The 21,195-nt window shown below is 61.9% G+C and carries 18 protein-coding genes; 15 read left to right on the top strand and 3 right to left on the bottom strand.

The features are described from left to right. Positions 1-34: 34 nt before the first annotated feature. The 3 genes from ABTV87_RS20190 to ABTV87_RS20180 are packed head-to-tail and all read left to right on the top strand — an operon-like array spanning position 35 to position 3,014. Complete coding sequence (locus ABTV87_RS20190) at positions 35-1,336, top strand: MFS transporter (RefSeq protein ID WP_433898253.1); 1,302 nt, start codon at positions 35-37, stop codon at positions 1,334-1,336. Then, positions 1,333-2,088, top strand: a complete 756-nt coding sequence (locus tag ABTV87_RS20185) for a class II aldolase/adducin family protein (protein ID WP_085608183.1) — start codon at positions 1,333-1,335, stop codon at positions 2,086-2,088. The genes ABTV87_RS20190 and ABTV87_RS20185 overlap by 4 nt, the downstream gene beginning before the upstream one ends. Next, positions 2,085-3,014 (top strand): 2-hydroxyacid dehydrogenase, encoded by a 930-nt coding sequence (locus tag ABTV87_RS20180; RefSeq protein WP_221533852.1) that lies wholly within the window; start codon positions 2,085-2,087, stop codon positions 3,012-3,014. The genes ABTV87_RS20185 and ABTV87_RS20180 overlap by 4 nt, the downstream gene beginning before the upstream one ends. Here ABTV87_RS20180 and ABTV87_RS20175 read toward each other — a convergent pair. Next, on the bottom strand, positions 3,008-3,943 hold the full coding sequence (locus ABTV87_RS20175; RefSeq protein ID WP_007953119.1) for a LysR family transcriptional regulator: 936 nt from the start codon (positions 3,941-3,943) through the stop codon (positions 3,008-3,010). The two genes, ABTV87_RS20180 and ABTV87_RS20175, sit on opposite strands and share 7 nt — an antisense overlap. Positions 3,944-4,105: 162 nt before the next feature. On the opposite strand from ABTV87_RS20175, the gene ABTV87_RS20170 reads away from it, so the two are divergent. The 7 genes from ABTV87_RS20170 to qhpG all read left to right on the top strand — a co-directional run bounded on the left by ABTV87_RS20170 (position 4,106) and on the right by qhpG (position 13,411). Beyond that, complete coding sequence (locus ABTV87_RS20170; RefSeq protein WP_433898252.1) at positions 4,106-5,416, top strand: MFS transporter; 1,311 nt, start codon at positions 4,106-4,108, stop codon at positions 5,414-5,416. 22 nt (positions 5,417-5,438) lie between these two features. Further along, the gene (locus ABTV87_RS20165) at positions 5,439-6,677 is read left to right on the top strand and encodes a Zn-dependent hydrolase (protein WP_221533853.1); all 1,239 of its coding nucleotides are present in this window, start codon (positions 5,439-5,441) and stop codon (positions 6,675-6,677) included. A 3-nt stretch (positions 6,678-6,680) separates the two neighbouring features. Then, the gene (locus ABTV87_RS20160) at positions 6,681-7,706 is read left to right on the top strand and encodes a histone deacetylase family protein (RefSeq protein ID WP_221533854.1); all 1,026 of its coding nucleotides are present in this window, start codon (positions 6,681-6,683) and stop codon (positions 7,704-7,706) included. Between the two features lie 123 nt (positions 7,707-7,829). Then, positions 7,830-9,734 carry a sigma-54-dependent Fis family transcriptional regulator gene (locus tag ABTV87_RS20155; protein WP_085608188.1) on the top strand — a complete coding sequence of 635 codons (1,905 nt, stop codon included), beginning with the start codon at positions 7,830-7,832 and terminating at the stop codon, positions 9,732-9,734. Next, positions 9,734-11,452 (top strand): ABC transporter ATP-binding protein, encoded by a 1,719-nt coding sequence (locus ABTV87_RS20150; RefSeq protein WP_085608189.1) that lies wholly within the window; start codon positions 9,734-9,736, stop codon positions 11,450-11,452. The genes ABTV87_RS20155 and ABTV87_RS20150 overlap by 1 nt, the downstream gene beginning before the upstream one ends. Then, entirely contained in the window at positions 11,442-12,119 is a 678-nt protein-coding gene (qhpE, locus tag ABTV87_RS20145) for a subtilisin-like serine protease QhpE (RefSeq protein ID WP_433898251.1), read from the top strand. Before ABTV87_RS20150 ends, qhpE begins: the two co-directional genes overlap by 11 nt. Further along, positions 12,116-13,411, top strand: coding sequence for a flavin-dependent monooxygenase QhpG (gene qhpG, locus ABTV87_RS20140; protein WP_433898250.1), 1,296 nt, complete (start codon positions 12,116-12,118; stop codon positions 13,409-13,411). The genes qhpE and qhpG overlap by 4 nt, the downstream gene beginning before the upstream one ends. 16 nt (positions 13,412-13,427) lie before the next feature. Here the strand turns inward: qhpG and ABTV87_RS20135 are convergent, their stop codons facing one another. Next, positions 13,428-14,918 (bottom strand): aldehyde dehydrogenase family protein, encoded by a 1,491-nt coding sequence (locus tag ABTV87_RS20135; protein ID WP_433898249.1) that lies wholly within the window; start codon positions 14,916-14,918, stop codon positions 13,428-13,430. Positions 14,919-15,274: 356 nt separating this feature from the next. Here ABTV87_RS20135 and ABTV87_RS20130 point away from each other — a divergent pair, with 356 nt between their 5' ends. The 5 genes from ABTV87_RS20130 (at position 15,275) to peaD (ending at position 20,651) form a co-directional block, all read left to right on the top strand. Continuing rightward, positions 15,275-15,472 (top strand): hypothetical protein, encoded by a 198-nt coding sequence (locus tag ABTV87_RS20130; RefSeq protein ID WP_007953098.1) that lies wholly within the window; start codon positions 15,275-15,277, stop codon positions 15,470-15,472. A 603-nt stretch (positions 15,473-16,075) separates the two neighbouring features. Next, positions 16,076-17,656: a quinohemoprotein amine dehydrogenase subunit alpha gene (peaA, locus tag ABTV87_RS20125; protein ID WP_433898248.1), complete on the top strand. Its 1,581-nt coding sequence runs from the start codon at positions 16,076-16,078 to the stop codon at positions 17,654-17,656. A gap of 94 nt (positions 17,657-17,750) precedes the next feature. Continuing rightward, positions 17,751-19,181 (top strand): quinohemoprotein amine dehydrogenase maturation protein, encoded by a 1,431-nt coding sequence (gene peaB / locus ABTV87_RS20120; RefSeq protein WP_085608195.1) that lies wholly within the window; start codon positions 17,751-17,753, stop codon positions 19,179-19,181. Position 19,182: 1 nt separating this feature from the next. Continuing rightward, entirely contained in the window at positions 19,183-19,506 is a 324-nt protein-coding gene (gene qhpC / locus ABTV87_RS20115; RefSeq protein WP_008016081.1) for a quinohemoprotein amine dehydrogenase subunit gamma, read from the top strand. Between the two features lie 23 nt (positions 19,507-19,529). After that, entirely contained in the window at positions 19,530-20,651 is a 1,122-nt protein-coding gene (gene peaD, locus ABTV87_RS20110; protein ID WP_433898247.1) for a quinohemoprotein amine dehydrogenase subunit beta, read from the top strand. 122 nt (positions 20,652-20,773) lie between these two features. Here peaD and ABTV87_RS20105 read toward each other — a convergent pair whose 3' ends face one another. Then, entirely contained in the window at positions 20,774-21,178 is a 405-nt protein-coding gene (locus ABTV87_RS20105) for a lysozyme inhibitor LprI family protein (RefSeq protein ID WP_085608197.1), read from the bottom strand. Between the last annotated feature and the right edge of the window lie 17 nt (positions 21,179-21,195).

Below are 21,195 nucleotides of genomic sequence, written 5' to 3'. Positions count from 1 at the left end.
CCTGCCCAAAACTATAAATACACAGGGTTCTTGCATGCACACCACCGCTCAGCCGCGTCGCGCCGCGGCCGCTGCCTTCATTGGCACGACCATCGAGTTCTACGATTTCTACATCTACGCCACCGCCGCCGCACTGGTGCTCGGGCAAGTGTTCTTTCCCAGCAGCGACCCGGTGACAAGCACGCTCGCCGCGTTCGGCAGTTTCGCCGTCGGCTTCATCGCCCGCCCGATGGCCGGGATGGTGTTCGGTCATTTGGGCGATCGTCTCGGCCGCAAGAAAATGCTGCTGGTGACCATGGCGCTGATGGGGCTGGCTACCGCAGGTATCGGTCTGTTGCCGAGCTACGCCAGCGTCGGCATCTGGGCGCCGATCGGGCTGATCGTGTTGCGCCTGATCCAGGGCATCTCCGTCGGCGGCGAGTGGGGCGGGGCGGTGTTGATGGCCAGTGAACACGCGCCGGCCAAACGCAAAACCTTCTACGCCTCGTTCGCCCAGCTCGGCAGCCCGGCGGGTTTGCTGCTGGCGTTGATCGCGTTCCGACTGGTGACGTCGCTGTCGCCGGAAGACTTCCTCGCCTGGGGCTGGCGTCTGCCGTTTCTCGCCAGCGGCGTGCTGATGATGGTCGGTCTGATGATTCGTTCCGGGGTGCATGAATCACCGGAATTCGCCAAGGCCAAGGACAACAACGAAACCGCCAAATACCCGGTGAAAGACGTGATCCGTCAGTGCTGGCGGCAGATCCTGTTTGCTGCCGCCGCCGTCACCATCGGTTCGGCCGGCTTCTTCTTCACCAACACCTTCATGATTACCTACGTCACCCAATATCAGGGCATCCCACGGGCGACCATTCTCGACTGCCTGTTCCTGGTGACGGTCATTCAACTGCTGTCGCAACCGGTGTCTGCGCTGCTCGCCGAACGCATCGGCGAAGGTCGATTCCTGATGCTGGTGGCGTTGCTGTGCATGGTCACGCCGTACCCGATGTTTCTGCTGGTCGGCACTCAGAACATCCTGCTGATGACCCTCGGCATCGCCGTCGCGGTGGTGATTCTCTCGGCTTTGTACGCGGTGATCGCCGGATACATGACGCAGGCCTTCCCGGTGCATCTGCGCTACTCGGGGATCTCCATCGCCTACCAATTGAGCTGCGCGTTGGCCGGCGGCACCACGCCGCTGATCGGCACGCTGCTGGCCAGCAAGTTCTCCGGACAGTGGCTGCCATTGGCGGTGTTCTTCACGCTGCTGTCTGCCCTGTCTCTGATCGGTGTCTGTGGCCTCGCGCGTCTGCGGGCCAACCCGGTCGTCCTTCATACCAACAAAGAGGTGTATTCGTGAGTAAGCCCGCCCACATTGATCCGATCGAATGGCAAGCCCGTTGCGAGCTCGCCGCGCTGTACCGCTTGATCGCACACTTTCGCATGACCGACCTGATCGACACCCACATCACCCTGCGGATTCCGGGGCCTGAACATCATTTCCTGATCAACCGCTACGGCGTGATCTTCGACCGCATGCGCGCCTCCGATCTGGTGCGCATCGATCAGGACGGACGCATCGTCGACCCAGAATACGCCGGGCATCGGGTCAACGCCGCCGGCTTCGTGATCCACTCGGCGATCCACATGGCGCGCCCGGATCTGAACTGCGTGATCCACACCCACACCGCCGCCGGCATGGCTGTCGCCGCGCAGAAACAAGGCCTGCTGCCGATCAGTCAGCACGCACTGAAGTTCTACGGAAAACTCGCGTACCACACCTACGAAGGCATCGCGCTGTCGCTGGACGAGCGCGATCGGTTGATCGCCGACCTTGGCCCGCATCGCGCCATGATCCTGCGCAATCACGGCCTGCTGGTCGGCGGTTCCGGCGTGGCCCAGGCGTTCCAGGAAATCCATTTTCTGGAGCGTGCCTGCCAGGCCCAAGTGCAGGCGTTGGCCGGTGGCTGCGAACTGCATTTCCCCTCGCCGGAAGTCTGCGCCCACACCGCCGAACAGTTCGACCGCGATGAGCAGGACAACATCATCGACCTGGCCTGGGAGGCCGCACTGACCCTGATCGAATCCCAGCGCGAGTCCTATCTGTCATGAACACCGTTGCACTGATGTCCCGCGACACGCTGTTGCTCAAACAATTGCAGGAAGCCTTTGCCCGCCGCGCGCCGCAGCTTTCGGCGGTGCTGGCCGACGATCCCCGGGCAGTGAATGCGCAGATCGCAGCATGCTGGTTTCCGCTGGCGGACAGTCTCGCCGCGTTGCCCAATCTGCAAGTGATTCACTCGGTCGCCGCCGGTATCGATCACTTGGAACACGATCCTTCATGCCCGGATCTGCCGGTGTGCCGGGTGGTCGATCCCGGTCATCGGCAAGGCATGACCGAGTACGTACGCTGGGCGGTGATTCACTATCATCGCGGCTTCGATCAAGTGCTCGAGCAACAGCGCCAACAGCATTGGGAGCGACCGCTGCAACGCCCGGCACATGAGTTCCGGATCGGTGTGATGGGCCTCGGCTCGCTCGGCAGCGCGATCGCTCAAGACCTGGCCAACGCTGGTTACGAGGTGCGTGGCTGGGCGCGCAGCAAAAAGGATTTACCGGGCGTGCAGACCTTCGCCGGCACCGATACTTTCAACCCGTTCCTCGACGGCGTGGAGTTGCTGATCAATCTGTTGCCGCTCACCCACGAGACTCGCGGCATCCTCAATCACCAGACGTTCGAGCACTTGGCCAACGGTGCGGCACTGGTCAACGTCGGGCGCGGCGGGCACCTGAACATCGAGGATCTGCAACAAGCGCTGGCCCGGGGAAAACTGCGCGGTGCACTGCTCGATGTCTTCGAACAGGAACCGCTGCCCGCCGATCATTCGCTGTGGAAAACCCCGGGCGTGACCATCACCCCGCACATGGCTTCGGCGGCCTCCCACGATTGCATCGCCGAGCAGATCGCCGAGAACTTCCGCCGTCTGAATGCCGGTGAGCCATTGCTCAACAGCGCGGATCGACTGCTCGGTTACTGATCCGCCAGACAGGCCTGCAAGCGTTCGATGAACAGCGTCTCGGCGCGGCTCATGCGCTGGTCGCGGTTCCACAACAGATGAATGTCGACATCGGCAATTCCCTCGTGGGGCGGCAGGCGCCAGAGCAATCCGGCCTCGACGTCCGCCGCCACCACGTGCTCCGGCAGGCAACCGATACCGAACCCGGCGATCACCAGTCGCCGGACTTCTTCCAGGCTTGGCGAGGAGGCAACAATGCGTCCGCTGAAGCCCTGCTGATCGCGAAAAATCGTCAGCGGCGAGAGCATTCCACCAATCTGGTCACTGGTGAAACTGACGAAGTTCTCCCGCTGTAGATCGCCTTCGCCGATGTCCTGTCGGCCAAACAGCGCGTGGTGCTTGCCACAGAAAAACGCATAGCGCTGACGCAGAAACAGACGCTGTTCCAGACGCGGTTGCGGGCGGCGATTGAGGCTCAGGCCGAGGGTCGCGGTTTTCTCCTGAAGGGCGCTGACGATGTCCGAACTGCGCATCACATCCACCTCCAGATCCACCCGTGGATACTGCCGATGAAAGTCGGCGAGAAAGTCATCGAAGCGTTCGGAAAAGATCCGGCTGATGATCAGCAGCCGCACCTTGCCGATCACTTCGTCGGCCGGTTGCTCCAGCAGGCTGCTGACCTGGGACATCTGCCCGTAGATCTCGCCGGCCAGTTCGAAGATCTGCTCGCCGACTTCGGTGAGGGCAAAGCGCGGACCGCGTCGGGCAATCAACTGGCGACCCAGTTGCTCCTCCAGACGCTTGAGCGCCTGGCTCACTGCCGGTTGGGTCAGGTGCAGACGCGCGGCGGCGCGGCTGATGCTCAGCTCCTGGCCGATCACCCGGAAGGTGCGCAGCAGGTTCCAGTCGAGGCGGTCGTTGAGCAGGCGTTGCACATCACGTTCAGCCATGGCGGCTCTCGATTATAAGGTGAGTTAATACTCGGAATAATAAATAGAAAATTGACTAATCATAGCCCCGGGACGATAAATCACCCCACGACAGGCGCCGCCAGAGCGCCTCGGATTTGCGTTTTCCTCCTGCCAAAAAAACAATCAAAGGAGCCCGACCCCATGAAGCCCCACGCTTCGAACCAGCCGCGCCGTGCGGCGGCCGCAGCCTTCATCGGCACCATGATCGAGTGGTACGACTTTTACATTTACGCCACCGCCGCCGCGCTGGTGTTCGGCGCGCTGTTCTTTCCTTCCGACGATCCGCTGTTCAGCACCATGGCTGCGTTCGGCACCTTTGCGGTGGGCTTCTTTGCCCGGCCGTTGGGCGGGATCATTTTCGGTCATATCGGCGACCGAATCGGCCGCAAGAAATCGCTGATCATCACGCTGTTGATGATGGGTGTGGTCACGGTGTGCATCGGTCTGCTGCCGACCTACGCGCAGATCGGCGCGGCGGCACCGGTGCTGCTGATACTGTTGCGTATCGTCCAGGGCATCGCCGTCGGTGGCGAGTGGGGCGGGGCGGTGTTGATGGCCGGCGAGCATGCGCCGAAGGGCCGGCGCAATTTCTTCGCGTCGTTCGCGCAACTGGGAAGCCCGGCGGGTTTGATCCTGTCGCTGCTGGCGTTCAGCGCGGTGACCCGTTTGCCGGAAGAAGACCTGATGAGTTGGGGCTGGCGTTTACCGTTCCTCGCCAGTGCGCTGTTGCTGCTGGTGGGCCTGGCGATCCGACTGGGCGTGAACGAGTCGCCGGAATTCCTCGCCAGCCGCGAGCAGGCCACAAAACAGATCAAGAAAGAACAGGCGCCGGTGATGGAAGTGTTGCGCACCGCGTGGCGTCCGCTGTTGCTGTGCATCGGTGCCAACACGCTGGGCATCGCCGGGGTGTATTTCACCAACACTTTCATGATCGCCTACACCACTCAGCAACTGGCGCTGCCACGTTCGTTGATTCTCGAATGCCTGTTCTTCGTCGCGATTATCCAGTTCTGCATTCAACCGCTGGCGGCGTGGACGGCGGAGAAGATCGGTGCGACGCGTTTCCTGTGTCTGGTGTCGCTGCTGGCGATGGCCTCGCCGTACCCGATGTTCGTGCTCGTGAGTACCGCCCAGGCGCCGCTGATCATCCTCGGCATCGCGCTGGCGGTGGTGTGCATGGCCTCGTTCTATGCGGTGATCGCCGGTTACGTCAGTGGCATGTTCGAGACTCGTGTGCGCTACACCGCGATCTCGCTGGCCTATCAGATCTGCGGCGCGGTGGCCGGTGGGCTAACGCCGCTGATCGGCACGATGCTCGCGCACAAGTTCACCGGGCAGTGGTGGCCGATGGCGGTGTTTTACAGCCTGATCGCCGGCATATCGCTGGTCTGCGTGCTGTCCCTCGCCCGTCGTCACGCCAGTGCCCATCGCGCGGAAATGGCCCGTGCCTAACCCGGAATTTCAGGAGAACCTCATGTTGAAAATCAATGGCGAACGCCTGTGGGCGAGCCTGATGGCCATGGCCGAAATCGGTGCGACAGCCCGGGGCGGCAGCTGCCGTCTGGCATTGAGCGACGAAGACAAGGCCGGTCGCGAACTGTTCGCCCACTGGTGCCGCGAAGCCGGCATGACCCTGAGCGTGGACGCCATCGGCAACCTGTTCGCCCGTCGCGCCGGCACCGATCCGGACGCCGCGCCGGTAATGATGGGTAGCCACCTCGACACCCAACCCGAGGGCGGGCGTTTCGATGGTGTCTACGGGGTACTCGCCGGGCTGGAAGTGGTGCGTTGCCTCAACGACCTGAACATCCAGACCCGCAAACCGCTGGAAGTGGCGGTGTGGACCAACGAAGAAGGTGCACGCTTTACGCCCGCCATGTTTGGCTCGGCAGTGTTCACCGGGATCATGGAGCTGAACGCGGCGCTGGCGGTGCGCGATGTCGATGGCATCAGCGTTGCCGAGGCCTTGCAGCGTACCGGTTACGCCGGTGAACGCCCGTTGGGCGGCGCGGTGGACGCGTATTTTGAAGCGCACATCGAGCAAGGCCCGATCCTTGAAGACAACGCCAAAAGCATCGGCGTGGTCACGGGCGGTCAGGCGATCCGCTGGCTCGACGTGCGCGTGGAAGGCATGGCCGCCCACGCCGGCACCACGCCGATGTCGCTGCGCAAAGATGCGCTGTACGGTGTGGCGCGGATGATTCAGGCGATTGAAGGTCTGGCCGCAGATTTTGCCCCCGAAGGCCTGACCACGGTCGGCGAGTTGAGTATCAACAAATCTTCGCGCAACACCATTCCGGGGCTGGTGAATTTCACCGTCGACCTGCGTCATCACTGCGACGACGCCATTGCCGCCATGGAGCAACAGGTCCGCGCCCGCTTGCAGGCCATCGCCGATGGCCGAGGCCTGAACCTGACGATCACCCCGCACTGGATCAGCCCGGCCACGCCGTTCGACGCCGAATGCGTGGCAGCCGTGCAAGAGGCGGTGGATGCGCTGGGCTACGCTCAGCAGTCGATTGTCAGCGGCGCCGGCCATGACGCGATTCACCTCGCGCGTTACTGCCCGACGGCGATGGTGTTCATCCCGTGCGTGGGTGGCTTGAGCCATAACGAAGCCGAAGATGTGTTGCCCGCAGACGTGAAGCAGGGCACCGACGTATTGCTCAACGCCGTGCTGGCCCGCGCCGGTCGAATCGAACAGGGAGTCTGAACCATGCGCAGTTTTTTCCACCCCGAACAATTGCTCCACCATCCACGCAGCTATTACTCGCGCGGGCAGATGCGTACGCCGCAGGAAGTCCCCGAGCGTGCGCAACGTCTGGTGCAGGCCGCCCATGGCTTGGGTTTCAGTGTCGAGCAACCCGCCGATGCCGGTCTCGCGCCGTTGCTGGCGGTGCATGGCGCGCCGTATCTGACCTTTCTTCAGGAAGCGCATGCACGCTGGAAGGAAATCCCCGAAGACTGGGGCGATGAGGTGATGTCGAACATCTTCGTCCGCGAGCCCAATGCATTGCGCGGCATCCTCGCCCAGGCCGCGCGCTATCTGGCGGACGGCAGTTGCCCGGTCGGCGAGCAGACCTGGCGCTCGGCGTACTGGTCGGCGCAAAGCGCAGTGGCCGGGGCTCAGGCGCTGATCGACGGCGAGCCGGCAGCCTACGCCTTGTGCCGTCCGCCGGGGCATCACGCTCGGGCCGAAGCGGCGGGCGGTTTCTGCTACGTGAACAACGCGGCGGTGGCGGCGCAGGTGCTGCGTGACAAGTTCGATAAAGTCGCGGTTCTCGACACCGACATGCACCACGGCCAGGGCATCCAAGATATTTTCTACGATCGCGATGACGTGCTTTACGTCTCGGTGCATGGCGATCCGACCAACTTCTATCCGGGCGTCGCCGGGTTCGCCGACGAACGTGGCAGCGGCGCAGGGGAGGGCTTCAACCTCAACTTGCCGATGGCTCATGGAGCAAGCGAAGCGGATTTCCTCGGGCAACTGGAAGTCGCATTGAACGCGGTACGCGAGTTCGGCGCCGAGGTGCTGGTGTTGTCGTTGGGCTTCGATATCTATGAGCTGGACCCGCAAAGCAAAGTCGCCGTCACTCGTGAAGGCTTTGCAGCACTGGGCGAGCGGATTCGCAGCCTGGGCCTGCCATGCTTGATCGTGCAGGAAGGCGGTTATCACCTGGAAAGTCTCGAAGACAACGCCCGGGCGTTTTTCGTGAATACCGAGGTGTGGCAGCGCTGAGGCAATCCGCCTGCCGGAACACAAGCGCCCTACGGTGCTTGCCATCGCCCTGACGTTAACGTAAACATTGGCGTCAGGGCGCTGATGTAAAAAAGCGCAAAGCGGACCGCTCCGGAGCGCTTGATGACTCTTATAAAAACAACCGATCCCAAGTCTCACCACGAAGCCCGGCTGGCCCGGGAAAAACTCCATCTCGAAGGGCAGGTCCCGGATGGCGTGTTGCGTGCGGAGATCGATGCTTCGTGGCGGCGCAGCCTGAGCCACGGCGTGCATTTCAATGGCAAACATGAGCTGGCGCTGGAATCGAGCGCGAGTCTCGATGTGTTGCTGGCGAGCAATCGCCTGCTGATCGATGCGGCGATACCGGCCATCGATTACCTGGCCGAGCGTCAGGGCAAGGAAGGCCTGATCATCCTCGCCAATTCCGACGCCACCATCCTCGCGGTGGAGGGACGTGCCGACCGGCTCAAGGGCAGCGGTCTGCAGGACATCACCCTCGGCGCCTGCTGGAGCGAAGCCGCTCGTGGTACCAACGCCCTCGGCACGGCACTGGTCGAAGCGCGGCCCACCCTGATCGACTGCGGCGAACACTACCTCGACCGCCTCACCGATTTTTCCTGCACTTCGGTGCCGATCCATTGCCCCCAAGGCGAAATTCTCGGCGTCCTCGACCTGACCCGCGAAGGCCCGCTCGGCCGCGTCCATGACAGCACCGCGCTGCTGAGCATGGCGGTCAGCCAGATCGAGAGTCGGGTGTTCAACAATAGTTTTCCCGATCAGATTGTCCTCGCCTTCCACAGTCGCCGGCAGTATCTGGAATCGCCATGGCAAGGCTTGCTGGCGGTGAGTCTCGGCGGGCAGATTCTGGCGGTCAGCGCCCAGGCCTGCCAGTTGCTGCGGGCCGAACGTTCGGCGCTGGTCGGACGGCGTTGCGAAGAGTTTCTCGGGGTCGATGGCGTGCAATTGCTGACCCGTCTGCAACAGGGTGGCGTCGGCAGTGTGCAGACCGCCAAGGGTGAATTTTTCTACAAGACCCTGCGAGCCCCGGCGCGTTCGGTCAACCTCGGCGGCCCGCCGCGCAGCGTGGCGAAAACCGCCAAGGCACAGCCGGATCTGGAAGCCCTGGCCGGCAACAACGCTCGCTACGCCCGAGCCCTGCGCATGGCTCGCCAAGGTCTGGCCAATGAATTGCCGGTGCTGTTGCTCGGCGAAACCGGCACCGGTAAAGAAGTGATCGCCCGCGCCCTGCACCTGGCCGGCAGCCGCAGCGACAAACCGTTTGTGGCCGTGAACTGCGCGGCAATTCCCGAGGGCCTGATCGAGTCGGAACTGTTCGGCTATCGCGAAGGCGCGTTCACCGGATCGCGTCGGGGCGGCATGATCGGGCGCCTGCAACAGGCCCACGGCGGCACGCTTTTCCTCGATGAAATCGGAGACATGCCGCTGGCCTTGCAGGCGCGTCTGCTGCGGGTTTTGCAGGACCGCAAAGTCGCGCCGCTGGGTGCCGGGGAAGAGCAGGACATCGACGTCGCGCTGATCTGCGCCACCCACCGCGACCTCAAGCGTCAGGTCGAAGACAAGCAATTTCGGGAAGACTTGTTCTATCGGGTCAACGGCATCAGCGTGATGCTCCCGGCCCTGCGCGAGCGCGATGATTTCAGCGCGCTGGTCACTCGGCTGCTGGGCAAACTCGACGCGCCGAACGCCGTGCTGCACGACGACCTCAATCGCCTGCTCGGCGCTTATCACTGGCCGGGCAACATCCGTCAACTGGAAATGGTCTTGCGCACCGCTTTGGCCATGCGCGAACCCGGTGAAACGGTGCTGACCCTCGATCACCTGCCCGACAGCATGCTCGACGAACTGTCCGTCACCGAGAAACCCCAGACCGGCAGCATTCGCGAGAACGAACTGGAGATGATCCGCCAGTCCCTCGACACCCATCAGGGCAATGTCTCGGCCGCGGCCGACGCCCTCGGCATCAGCCGCGCGACTCTGTACCGCAAACTCAAACAGTTGCGCTCGTGATGCAGCGCCTGTTCGTGCGGCTGATCGACAGCCAGAACCCCGCCGCACTGCAAGCGTCGTTGCGTTGGCTATACGGTTTCGTGCGGCCGCAGCGTCTGGCCATTGCCGGCCTGCTCGGTCTGTCGGTGTGCGCGTCGCTGCTGGTGCTGGTGCAGCCGTGGCTGGTCAAGCTGTTGATCGACGATGGCTTGCTGGCGCGCAATTTTCCGGTTCTGGTGATGATCGCGATGCTGATGATTATCGCGGGACTGCTCGGCACCGCGTTGTCGGGGATCAACCGCTATCTGCACACGCGACTGTCCGGGCGGATTCTGTTTGCCCTGCGCGATGACCTTTACCGGCATTTGCAGAAGCTCTCGCCAAGCTTCTACGGCCAACGGCGGATCGGCGATCTGATGTCGCGGCTCGACGGCGATGTGGCGGAGATTCAGCGCTTTGCCGTGGACTCGTTGTTCTCGGCGGTATCGAGTGTGATCGGCCTGGTGGTGGCGATCGCGATGTTGTTCACGCTGTCGTGGAAACTGTCATTGCTGGCGCTGGTGCTGATCCCGCTCGACGTGCTGTGGCTGCGCTGGATGCGGCGCAAGGTCGAGCGCGATGTGCGGCAGTTGCGCGAGCGTTCGGCGGACATGTCGTCGTTCATGGTCGAGACCCTGCCGGTGATGAAGTTCATCCAGTCCGCCGGCCAGCAACAGCGTGAAGCGCGACGTCTGGAAAGCCTCGGGCAGGGCTACATGAACCAGTTGCTGCGCCTGCAAGTCACCGAGTTTTTCACTCAGGCCGTGCCCGGTACGTTGACCTCGCTGTCCCGCGCCTGTGCGTTTCTGATCGGCGGATATTGGGTGGTGCAGGGCACCTGGCAACTCGGCGCGCTGATCGCGTTTTCCACTTATCTGGGGATGGCGGTCGGGCCGGTGCAGAGCCTGTTGGGGTTGTACGTGGCGATCCAGCGGATGACCGTCAGTCTTGGGCGAGTCATGGAGTTGCGTGGCGAAGAACCCACGGTGTTTTCACCGGTCACGCCGAAACCGTTTCCGACTTCGGGCGAGCTGCGTTTCGACGCGGTGCACTTCAGCCATCCGGGCCGCCCAAGTACGTTGAGCGGGATCGAAGCGACGATTCCCTACGGTTTGAAAGTCGCCTTGAGTGGCGGCTCCGGCGTTGGCAAATCGACGCTGATCGATCTGCTGCAACGGCATCACGATCCGCAGTCCGGGCGGGTGTTGCTCGGCGAAGTGGACCTGCGTGAACTGGAACTGTTCGAACTGCGCCGACGCATCGCCGTGGTCAGTCAGGACATCGTGCTGTTTCGCGGCAGCCTCGCCGACAACCTGGCTTACGCGGTGCCGGACGCCAGCCGCGAAGCCATCGCCGAAGTCGCACGGCTGGCGCAACTCGACAGCCTGATCGCGTCGTTATCCGAAGGCCTCGACAGCCCATTGGGCGAGCGCGGTCAGCAGTTGTCCGGCGGACAGAAACAGCGGATCGCGATTGCCCGGGCGCTGTTGCAGGATCCGCTGATTCTGGTGCTCGACGAGGCTACATCGGCCGTCGACGAAACCACCGAGCGCGAAGTGATCGAAGCCATCGACCGGTTGTTTGCCGGGCGCACGCGGATCCTCATAAGCCATCGTCCGTCGACCCTGGCCGATGCCGATCTGCGCTTTGAATTGCTCGACGGTGTGCTCATTTCGAAAACGGTGCTGCATGAAGCCTGAATTGCGGATTGGTGTGGTCGACAGCGGGCACTCGGCGGCGCAGCGAGTGCAAGTGATTGTCGGGCGGCGGTTCTCGTTGCTGGAGGATGGACTGGCCGAATCCGATCTGCGCGACGATCCCCTCGGGCATGGCAGCGCGGTGATCGAAGCCATCAGTCGTCGGGCACCGGCCGCACAGATTTGCGTGGCCCAAGTGTTCGATCAGCGCGGCGTTACCAGCGCCTTGCAGATCGCCTCGGCCATCGACTGGCTGGTGGCGCAGGACGTGCGGCTGATCAATCTGAGCCTCGGCCTGCGCCAGGATCGCAGCCTGTTGCGCGAGGCCTGCGCGGCGGCGGTGGCCCATGGAGTGTTGCTGTGTGCATCGAGCCCGGCGCAGGGCGCGGCGGTGTTTCCGGCGAGTTATTCGCAGGTGCTGCGGGTGACCGGCGATGCGCGTTGTACCGATGAGCAATGGTCATGGCTCGACAGTGCGCAGGCGGATTTTGCCGCGTGCGTTCGCGGCACTTATCCGGGGCAGTCCGGGGCCAGTCTGGGGTGTGCAGCGTTGAGCGGGCATATTGCCGGCTATCTGCTGGAGCATCCGCAGGCGAGCAATGTCGAAGTTATTGACTGGCTGAAACAGCACGCTAGTTATCGCGGCCCTGAACGGCGTTTCGATCCATGACTTCGATCCTGATTCTCGGTGCCGGACCGGCCGGCGCGGCAGTGACGCTGGGATTACGGCGGTTGGGTTACTCCGTGACGCTGGTCAGCGAATGGCGGCGATTTGCGGCGCTTGAAGGTGTGTCGCAACGGGTGCTGGAGGCGTTGCGTGGGGCCGGATTGAATCACGCTTTGGCGAAAGCCATATTGCCGTCCCAGCGAGAGGTTTCATGGAACGGCCAGCAGCATGCGCAGAACATCGAATTTCTACTGGATCGTCCGACCTTCGATCGCGGCTTGCGTGAAGATTTGCGGGTGGCCGGGGTCGAGGTGATTGAAGGGCGAGTCCTGAATGTTCATTCCTCGGCTGTGGGGCATCGGGTTGAACTCGATGGCGGCCAGACGCTAACGGCGGATTTTCTGGTGGAAGCCCGTGGGCGACAGGCGCCGGCGTCCGGTAAAGGTCTGCGCGGGCCGGAGACGGTCAGCCTGCTCAATCGCTGGCAAGGCGCGCCAAGTGTGACTGCCAGCGCCGTGGAAAGCCTTGAAGACGGCTGGGCGTGGATGGCCCGACGGGACGATGGCCAGTGTTATTGGCAGTGGACGGTGGATGTGGCCAGCGCCCAATTACCGGGCAAGGCGCAGTTGCTCGACTACTGTCGCGCGCGGCGTAAGGCCTCGGATTTTGCTCAAGCCTTCTTTGCCGGCGGGCAGGAGTTGGAGTTGCAACTGCACGCTCGCAGCAGCACGGCGATTCTTGCGCCACAGGTCTGCGGTGATAACTGGATTCGCGTCGGCGATGCCGCGATGGCGGTGGACCCGCTTTCCGGCAACGGGATTTTTCAGTCGCTGTCCTCGGCGTTGCAGGCGCCGGTGGTGATCAACACGCTGTTGCGCAAACCGGAACGAGCGGCGCTGGCCCAGCGTTTTCACCGTCAGCGTGTGGAGCAACTATTCCTGCGTTTTGCGCGGATCGGCCGGGACTTTTATGCCGATGAACAGCGTTGGCTCGATCAGCCGTTCTGGCAGGCGCGGCGGCAGTGGCCAGACGCTGAAGTGGCTCATGCGCAAGCGGACTTTGCCGCGTTGCGCATCGAGCGGATGCCGGTGTTGCGTGACGGGTTTGTCGATGAAGCCGAGGTGGTGATCACGGCGGATCAACCGCTGGGGATCTGGCATGTGCAAGGTGTCGAGCTGGCTCCGCTGGTGCGGCGGCTGCGCGATGAGCCGGCGGATCAGGTGTTGGCGGGATTGACGCTTGAGCAGGGGCGAGCCGTTCGCGGGTGGCTGTTGGCTCAGGGTTTCAAACCCTGAGCCGCAAGCGCAGTCATTACAACTTGATCAACACCGACTTCAACTCGGTGTAATGCTCGATCGCCGCATACCCCATCTCGCGCCCGACCCCGGACATCTTGTAGCCGCCAAACGGCAACGCCGGATCCAGCGCGCTGTGGCAGTTGACCCACACCGATCCCGACTTGATCCGCGGAATCATCCGGTGTACCGCCGCCAGATCGTTCGACCAGATGCTCGCGCCCAAACCGTAAGGGCTGTCATTGGCCATGCGCAGCGCATCGGCCTCGTCATCGAACGGAATCGCCACCAGCACCGGCCCGAAGATCTCTTCCTGCACCAGTGAATGCCGCTGATCGACATCGACAATCACCGTCGGCTTGACGAAGAACCCCGGCCCGAACTGCTCACCGCCGCAGGCGATGGTCGCGCCGCTTTCCCGGCCCATTTCGATGTAGTTGTAGACCCGCTCCTGCTGGCGCGCGGAAATCAGCGGGCCCATATCGATGCTCGGGTCGAGGCCGTTGCCGAGTTTCATCGCATTGGCGATATCGCTGATATCAGCCACCACATTGTCGAAATGCTTGCGCTGCACATACAGCCGCGAACCGGCGCAGCAGACCTGGCCCTGGTTGAAGAAAATCGCACTGGCCGCACCCGCCGCGGCGGTTTTCAGGTCGGCGTCGGCCATGACGATGGTCGGTGATTTGCCGCCCAGTTCCAGGGTGACCCGGGTCATCGAGTCCATGGCGATCTTGCCGATTTGCTTGCCCACGGCGGTGGAGCCGGTGAAGGTCAGTTTGTCGACCAGCGGGTTGTGAGTCAGGGCGGATCCGGCGGTGATGCCGGTGCCGGTGACGACGTTGAACACGCCATCCGGGTAACCCGCCTCCAGCACCAGCTCCGCCAGTTTCAGCGCGGTCAGTGGGGTTTCGTCGGCCGGTTTGAGCACCACGGTGCAACCGGTGGCCAGCGCCGGGCCGAGCTTCCAGCAGGCCAGCAGCAACGGAAAGTTCCAGGCGACGATGGCGCCGACCACGCCCACCGCCTCGCGCCGGATGAAGCTGTGGAACTGATCGCCGGGCATCAGCGGCAACGAAACGTCGACGCTGGAACCTTCGATCTTGGTCGCCCAACCGGCCATGTAACGCAGGAAGTCGATGGCCAGTTGCACGTCCATCACCTGCGCCACCGCCGCGCTCTTGCCGTTGTTCAGGCATTCCAGTTGCGCCAGCAGTTCGGCGTCACGCTGCATCAGGTCAGCGAGTTTCCACAGCAGGTTCTGCCGCTCGCGCGGACGGGTGCGGCTCCAGGCTGAATCATCGAAGGCTTGCCGGGCGGCGAGCACCGCGCGGTCGACATCTTCCGGCGTGGCTCGAGGCACCACACACAGCACTTCACCGGTGGCCGGATTGTGCAGCGGCATGGTCTGGCCGTCGTTGGCTTCGACCCAGTCGCCGCCGATCAGCATGCGTGGCGGGCGCTGGATAAAGGCCGAAGTGGCAGGGAGCAGATAAGGCAGGGGCATGGCGAAACCTCTTGTTGTTCGATGGGGTCGAGAGGGGCTTTCGCAATGGTTGTGCCAAATGCTCGAAGGTGGCGCACAGCCCGGTTGCACGGGCGGAAGGAGGAAGAGTTTGAGTGGCAATGAGGGTGAATTTGTCTCAAAACGCGACACCCGTTGAGATGCAGGATACGCATCCTACAAAGCCAATCCAGCTGTCACGGGGCCTTGGCGAAATCGGGCCGTTTCAGGTGTAGGAAAAGTCGCGCGTCTGACAGTTTTTACCGACTGGTGGAGGCATGAGGTACGAGCTAAGTTGCTTGGTGTATAGGGTTTTCCTGCCATGGATTTGGCGGGTCAGTGTCTTCACAGGGATGTCGATGAACAACTTAACCATTCGATGGCTAACCAATTTTACGATGGGCGTGGGGACTGGATTTCTGGTGACAGGGATTGCGGCGCTATTGATCGGCGACTTGACCGATGTCGATACGATTCGGGCAGGTGCGTGGATGGCTTCAACCAGTTTTTTCGTAATCGTTACCTCATTCGGTGTTGCCATGATGGAGGGGAAATGATGGCGGCTTTAATTGTGGGACTGTGGTGTATGGGCGTCAGTATGCTGCTCATGTACGTGTATCACCGGGATCGTCGAATTCAAGCGGCCCAGCGTGATTCCGCGGCATTGGCAGCCAAGGCCGGCGCCCACTGTGAATGCTCGATGGTTTGCAACCATTGTGGGCGTTACAAGGTTCACCCGGACAACTCCGTTCGCTAGGCGCGGGTCAACAACCAATACAAGAGCCCCGTCATTGGCGGGGCTTGTTTTCGTGTGGGTTCGGCAGGCGTCACTCTCCTGGAGGTTTTTCATGGGGGATGCTGTTAGCTCCGGGTCATCTGTCGCGCGACGCAATGTCGCTGATGCCGCAACAACTATGCTTGTCTCAGACTGCAACAGCTGTCGCGAAATTGGACGCCGGCAAGCACCGCCCGCACCGCCACTTCGCCTTGATCTTCACGTAACTGCTTGATTGAAAAGCTTATCGGCAAGCTGGCACGCTCCGTGTATTGCTCACAGCAGACGTTTCGCTTGCCTCCGTTCGTGCATCGCCACGAACGGCAGAAACCATAAAAACGATAAGCCACAACAATAAGAAAGCACCGTGCGAGGTTCGACGTTGATGAAGAGAAAACTCCGATCAGGCATGAGCGCCAGCCTGCTGGCCGTGGCCGCTTGCGTGGCCCTGCATTCGCCGTACAGCCTGGCAGCCCGCGATGCCCAGACCATCCTCAAGGAAACCTGCCAGGGCTGTCACACCCCTGAAACCGGCGACCAGTTGAGCCGCATCAGCCACCAGCGCAAGACCCCGGAAGGCTGGCTGATGAGCATCGCCCGGATGCAGACCATGCACGGTTTGCAGATCAGCGATGACGACCGTCGCACGCTGGTCAAATACCTCGCTGACACTCAGGGCCTGGCGCCCAGCGAAACCGATGGCGTGCGTTACGCGCTGGAGCGGCGGTTGAACACGGTCGAGCAGTTCGACGAGAAAACCGCGCAGATGTGCGGCCGCTGCCACTCCGGTGCGCGGATCGCCCTGCAACGGCGTCCGGCTCAGGAATGGGAACGACTGGTGAATTTCCACCTCGGTCAATGGCCGTCGCTGGAATATCAGGCCATGTCCCGCGATCGTGACTGGTTCGATATTGCCCGCAAGGTAATGGTCCCGCTGCTGGCCAAGCGTTATCCGCTGGATAACCCGGCATGGCAGTCCTGGATCAAAACCGCACCGAAAGCCGAGGCGCTGGTGGGCGACTGGAGCTTCAGCGGCCATTTGCCAGGCAAGGGTGAACTGGCCGGCACCATGAGCGTCACCGCCGATGGCAGTGACACCTTTAAGGTCGCCGTCAAAGGTCAGTACGCCGACGGCAGCCCGTTCAACGGCGACGGCAGTGCGATCCTCTACAGCGGCTACGAATGGCGCGGCAACGTGACCGTCGATGGCGTGACCATGCGTCAGGTGTTCGCCGCACAAGGCAACGCCATGCAGGGCCGGATGTTCGAGGCCGAGCACGATGAGCGCGGTTTGGACTTTGTCGCCGCCAAACAGGGTTCGCAGCGCTTGCTGGCGGTGCAGCCAGGTTATGTGAAGGCAGGCAGCGAAACCGAAGTGACCCTGATCGGCAGCGGTCTGAGCGGCAAACCGAACTTCGGCAAAGGCGTGGACGTGGTCGAAGTGGTCGAGCAGAACGCCGACCGGATCAAGGTCAAAGTCAAAGCGGCAGCCAATGCCCAGCCGGGTCTGCGCGCGGTCAGCGTCGGCAGCCTGAAAGGCCCGAATCTGTCGGTGTACAACAAGATCGCCTCGGTCAAAGTGGTGCCGGAATTCTCGGTGGCACGGATCGGCGAGGGCGGCGGTTCGACGCCGAAAGTCCAGGGCCGCTTCGATGCCGAAGCCTGGGGCAAGGGTGCGGGCGGCAAGCCGTATCGCATCGGCGTGTTCCCGGCGCAATGGAAAGTCGAAGCCTTCGACGAGCGTGCCAAAGAGGACGAGGACGTCAAGTTCGCCGGTACCATGCAGACCGACGCGGGCGTGTTCACTCCGGGCGATGCCGGGCCGAATCCAGCACGCAAGATGTCCACCAACAATGCCGGCAACCTCAAGGTGATCGCCGCCGTCGACGACGCAGGGAAATCCCTGACCGGCGAAGGCCACCTGATCGTCACCGTGCAACGCTGGAACAATCCACCCATTCCCTGATGTTGAAACGTGAGTTGAGCTGAGCGACAGCGATTCAGACACTTTTCGGAATGACCGCAAGTCCCCCAAGCGGGGCTTGCACAGGAGGTTTGCAATGGGCGCTATCTTGAATCTGGTCGAACGTAATCTGCACGAGGTGCACGTCGACGCCGACCGCATGCTGTTCCACATCCCCAGCAGTTCGCTGTTTGCCAGCGATGAACTGACCGGCACCATCATCGATGCGTTGCGCGGCCCCGGTTGCTCCTCGGAAGACCTGATCCAGCGCCTCGGCGCGCGGTTCAACGGCGAGGAAATCAACGAGACCCTGCGCGAGCTGATCTCGCTGGAGCTGGTCAGCGACGGCTCGCCGCTGACGCCGGACATCGCGGTCAAACGCGTCGAGCGCACGGCGATCAACACCGTGGTGCTCAACGTCAACACCGGCTGCAACCTGAGCTGCACCTACTGCTACAAGGAAGACCTCGACAAGCCGTCCGCCGGCAAGAAGATGGACGTCGAAACCGCCATCGCCTCGGTGGAAATGTTGCTGCGTGAGTCCCCCGACGAAGAACGGTTCACCGTGGTGTTTTTCGGCGGCGAGCCGCTGAGCAATCGCAAGCTGATCGAGTACATGGTCGATTACTGCGAGAAGCGTTTTGCCGAGGCCGGCAAGTTCGTCGAATTCGTGATGACCACCAATGCCACGCTGCTCACCGAAGAAACCGTGGACTACCTGAATGCACACCGCTTTGGGCTGTCAGTGAGCATCGACGGGCCGAAAACCGTGCACGACCGTAATCGCATCACGGTGGGCGGGCAGGGCACCTATGACGTGGTGCGGCGCAAGGCCGAAATGCTGCTGTCGCGCTACAACAGCCGTCCGGTCGGCGCGCGGGTGACCCTGACCACCGGCGTCACCGACGTTGAAACCATCTGGGATCACCTGTTTAACGAGTTGGGGTTTGCCGAGGTCGGATTTGCTCCGGTGACCTCCGGCGATATCAGCAGCTTCAACCTGACCACTGACGAATTGATCGAAGTGTTCGCCAGCATGAAACGCCTCGGTCGGCGTTATCTGGAGGCTGCGCTGGAACACCGCAACATCGGTTTTTCCAACCTGCATCAGTTGATCACCGATATCCACGAAGGCCACAAAAAAGCCCTGCCGTGCGGCGCCGGACTGAAGATGCTGGCGGTCGATCACAAGGGCGAACTGAACCTGTGCCATCGCTTCACCGGATCGTCGCTGCCGACCTTTGGCAACGTCCACAGCGGCGTTAAACAGGTCGAGTTGAACGACTTCCTGTCCCAGCGCCTGGATCGCACCAACACCGGTTGCCATGACTGTCAGATCCGCAACCTGTGCTCCGGCGGTTGCTACCACGAGAGTTATGCCCGCTACGGCGATCCGGCCCACCCGACTTATCACTACTGCGAACTGATGCGTGACTGGGTCGACTTCGGCATCGAGGTCTACACCCGGATCATGGCCAACAACCCTGCGTTCATCAGCAGCTACATCACTCCGCGCAAGGCTCACTGATATGAAACATCTCAAGGCAATCAATAACAAAGCGTTGAAGCTGGATCAGGCCGCGGACGAGAACCGCATCGAAGAAGTGGTGGCGATGAGCTCCGTTGCCGGCTGCGCCTCGACCACCGACCCGGGTTGGGAAATCGATGCCTTCGGCGGAGTGTCGTCGCTGTGCCAGCCGATGGAAGCTGACCTCTACGGCTGCTCCGATCCGTGCTGGTGGCCGGCCCAGGTGCCGGACATGATGAGCACCTACCCGGACTGGAACAAGGATGCCCAGGCGTCCAACGACAACTGGCGCAACCTCGGCACTGTCTTCCCGAAAGACAAGTGATCCCCAAGAAGAAGGATTCCAGCATGCCTAGCCTCAACAAAGCCTGCGGCCTTGCCGCACTCGCGGTTCTGAGCGCCTGTTCGCTCGCGGTTCTGGCCGATGAAAACACCGCGCTGCAAGACGGTCACGAGTACATGTTGACCACCAACTACCCGAACAACCTGCACGTCATCGACCTGGCGACCGACAGCCTGTACAAGTCCTGCAAGATGCCCGATGCCTTTGGCCCCGGCACTGTGCAGCTTTCGCCGGATCGCAAGACCGCGTATGTGCTGAACAACCATTACGCCGATGTCTATGGTGTCGAACTGGACAGTTGCAAGCAGGTGTTCCACGCCAGCATCACCCAGCAGCCGGGGGAAAAGGCGCGGTCGATGTTCGCCTTCACCGTCAGCCATGACGGCAAGGAGCTGTACACCATCGCCAACCCGACCCAGATGCTCAATGACCGATACGAGGTCAAACAGCCGCGTCTGGACGTGTACGCCACCGACGCCGGGATGGACGCCAAACCGGTGCGCAGCTTCCCGGCGCCACGGCAGTTGACGATCATGCAGAGCGGCGATGACGGCACGCTGTATGTGGCCGGTGCTGATGTGTACAAGGTCGATGTGAAGAGCGGCAAGTTCGACGTGCTGATCCCCAGCCGTCACTGGAAACGCCCGAACTACAGCGCGCCGGACGTGCTTTACGTGTGGAACCAGCAGACTTACCGCCACGATTTCTCTCTGCTGTACACCGCCGCCAAGTTCAAGGACAAGAGGCAGGACCCGGCCACCGCTGAATACCTGTACGGCTTGTTCAGCGTCGATCTGAAAACCGGCAAGACCGAAACCACCGATTTCGGCCCGCTGACCGAGATCTACTTCAGCGGCATGCGCTCGCCGAAGGATCCGAACCTGATGTTCGGTGTGCTCAATCGTCTGGCCAAGTACGACATCAAGCAGAAGAAGCTGATTCAGGCGGCGACACTGGACCATTCCTACTACTGCATTTCGTTCAACAAGGAAGGGAGCAAGATCTATTTGGCCGGGACCTTCAACGACGTGGCGATCTTTGATGCCGAGACCATGAAACAGACTGGCAGCATCAAATTGCCGGGTGGGGATATGGCGATTACCACGGCGCAGATTTTTGTTCGGTAATTAGCGGCGTCAGGGATGACGCCTTCGCGAGCAAGCTCGCTCCCACAGGGAATTTGTGAACGGCACAAAACCAATGTGGGAGCGAGCCTGCTCGCGATCAGGCCTTCAAAGGCTCGGAAAAATCAGGCCCCGGGCACCGGGCAGCTCATGTCACCTTCCTCACATTTCAAATATTGCTTGAGCGCCTCGGTTCGCGTCTTTGTCACCGAGGCGATGCAATTGTTGTAGATCAACGGATAAACACTCCCGCCTGCCACGCCGGATGCCGAAAACTTGCACTCGGCATCGCGAAACCCGATCCACGCCCGTTGCGCGCTCACCAGCAGTTTTTTGCCATCAGGGTTGTCCTTCAACCGGGCGGTAATCTGCTGATAAACCGTGTTCAACTCCTTGTCCGCCGCTTTGTTTTCCTGCGCGGCGCACTGATTCATCGTCGCCTGATCGCTGGCATTGGCGCAGTCCACGGCAGCGTGAGCAATAGAAGTGAAAAGAAAGGGTGTCAGGGCCAGAAGCAGACGTGGGGACATGAGTCATCTCGCTTTGA

The sequence above is a fragment of the Pseudomonas sp. PSE1(2024) genome (genome assembly GCF_050990555.1).
Lineage (GTDB): Bacteria > Pseudomonadota > Gammaproteobacteria > Pseudomonadales > Pseudomonadaceae > Aquipseudomonas > Aquipseudomonas aphyarum.
Note: the sequence above shows the minus strand (reverse complement) of the source record. Positions and strands in the feature narration are given on the sequence as shown.

What these genes read in the sequence shown, in the direction of transcription:
- ABTV87_RS20190 (WP_433898253.1), top strand. Translation starts at nt 35, where the DNA reads ATGCACACCACCGCTCAGCCGCGTCGCGCCGCGGCCGCTGCCTTCATT.
- ABTV87_RS20180 (WP_221533852.1), top strand. Translation starts at nt 2,085, where the DNA reads ATGAACACCGTTGCACTGATGTCCCGCGACACGCTGTTGCTCAAACAA.
- ABTV87_RS20175 (WP_007953119.1), bottom strand. Translation starts at nt 3,943, where the DNA reads ATGGCTGAACGTGATGTGCAACGCCTGCTCAACGACCGCCTCGACTGG.
- ABTV87_RS20170 (WP_433898252.1), top strand. Translation starts at nt 4,106, where the DNA reads ATGAAGCCCCACGCTTCGAACCAGCCGCGCCGTGCGGCGGCCGCAGCC.
- ABTV87_RS20165 (WP_221533853.1), top strand. Translation starts at nt 5,439, where the DNA reads ATGTTGAAAATCAATGGCGAACGCCTGTGGGCGAGCCTGATGGCCATG.
- ABTV87_RS20160 (WP_221533854.1), top strand. Translation starts at nt 6,681, where the DNA reads ATGCGCAGTTTTTTCCACCCCGAACAATTGCTCCACCATCCACGCAGC.
- ABTV87_RS20155 (WP_085608188.1), top strand. Translation starts at nt 7,830, where the DNA reads ATGACTCTTATAAAAACAACCGATCCCAAGTCTCACCACGAAGCCCGG.
- ABTV87_RS20150 (WP_085608189.1), top strand. Translation starts at nt 9,734, where the DNA reads ATGCAGCGCCTGTTCGTGCGGCTGATCGACAGCCAGAACCCCGCCGCA.
- qhpE (WP_433898251.1), top strand. Translation starts at nt 11,442, where the DNA reads ATGAAGCCTGAATTGCGGATTGGTGTGGTCGACAGCGGGCACTCGGCG.
- qhpG (WP_433898250.1), top strand. Translation starts at nt 12,116, where the DNA reads ATGACTTCGATCCTGATTCTCGGTGCCGGACCGGCCGGCGCGGCAGTG.
- ABTV87_RS20135 (WP_433898249.1), bottom strand. Translation starts at nt 14,918, where the DNA reads ATGCCCCTGCCTTATCTGCTCCCTGCCACTTCGGCCTTTATCCAGCGC.
- ABTV87_RS20130 (WP_007953098.1), top strand. Translation starts at nt 15,275, where the DNA reads ATGAACAACTTAACCATTCGATGGCTAACCAATTTTACGATGGGCGTG.
- peaA (WP_433898248.1), top strand. Translation starts at nt 16,076, where the DNA reads ATGAAGAGAAAACTCCGATCAGGCATGAGCGCCAGCCTGCTGGCCGTG.
- peaB (WP_085608195.1), top strand. Translation starts at nt 17,751, where the DNA reads ATGGGCGCTATCTTGAATCTGGTCGAACGTAATCTGCACGAGGTGCAC.
- qhpC (WP_008016081.1), top strand. Translation starts at nt 19,183, where the DNA reads ATGAAACATCTCAAGGCAATCAATAACAAAGCGTTGAAGCTGGATCAG.
- peaD (WP_433898247.1), top strand. Translation starts at nt 19,530, where the DNA reads ATGCCTAGCCTCAACAAAGCCTGCGGCCTTGCCGCACTCGCGGTTCTG.
- ABTV87_RS20105 (WP_085608197.1), bottom strand. Translation starts at nt 21,178, where the DNA reads ATGTCCCCACGTCTGCTTCTGGCCCTGACACCCTTTCTTTTCACTTCT.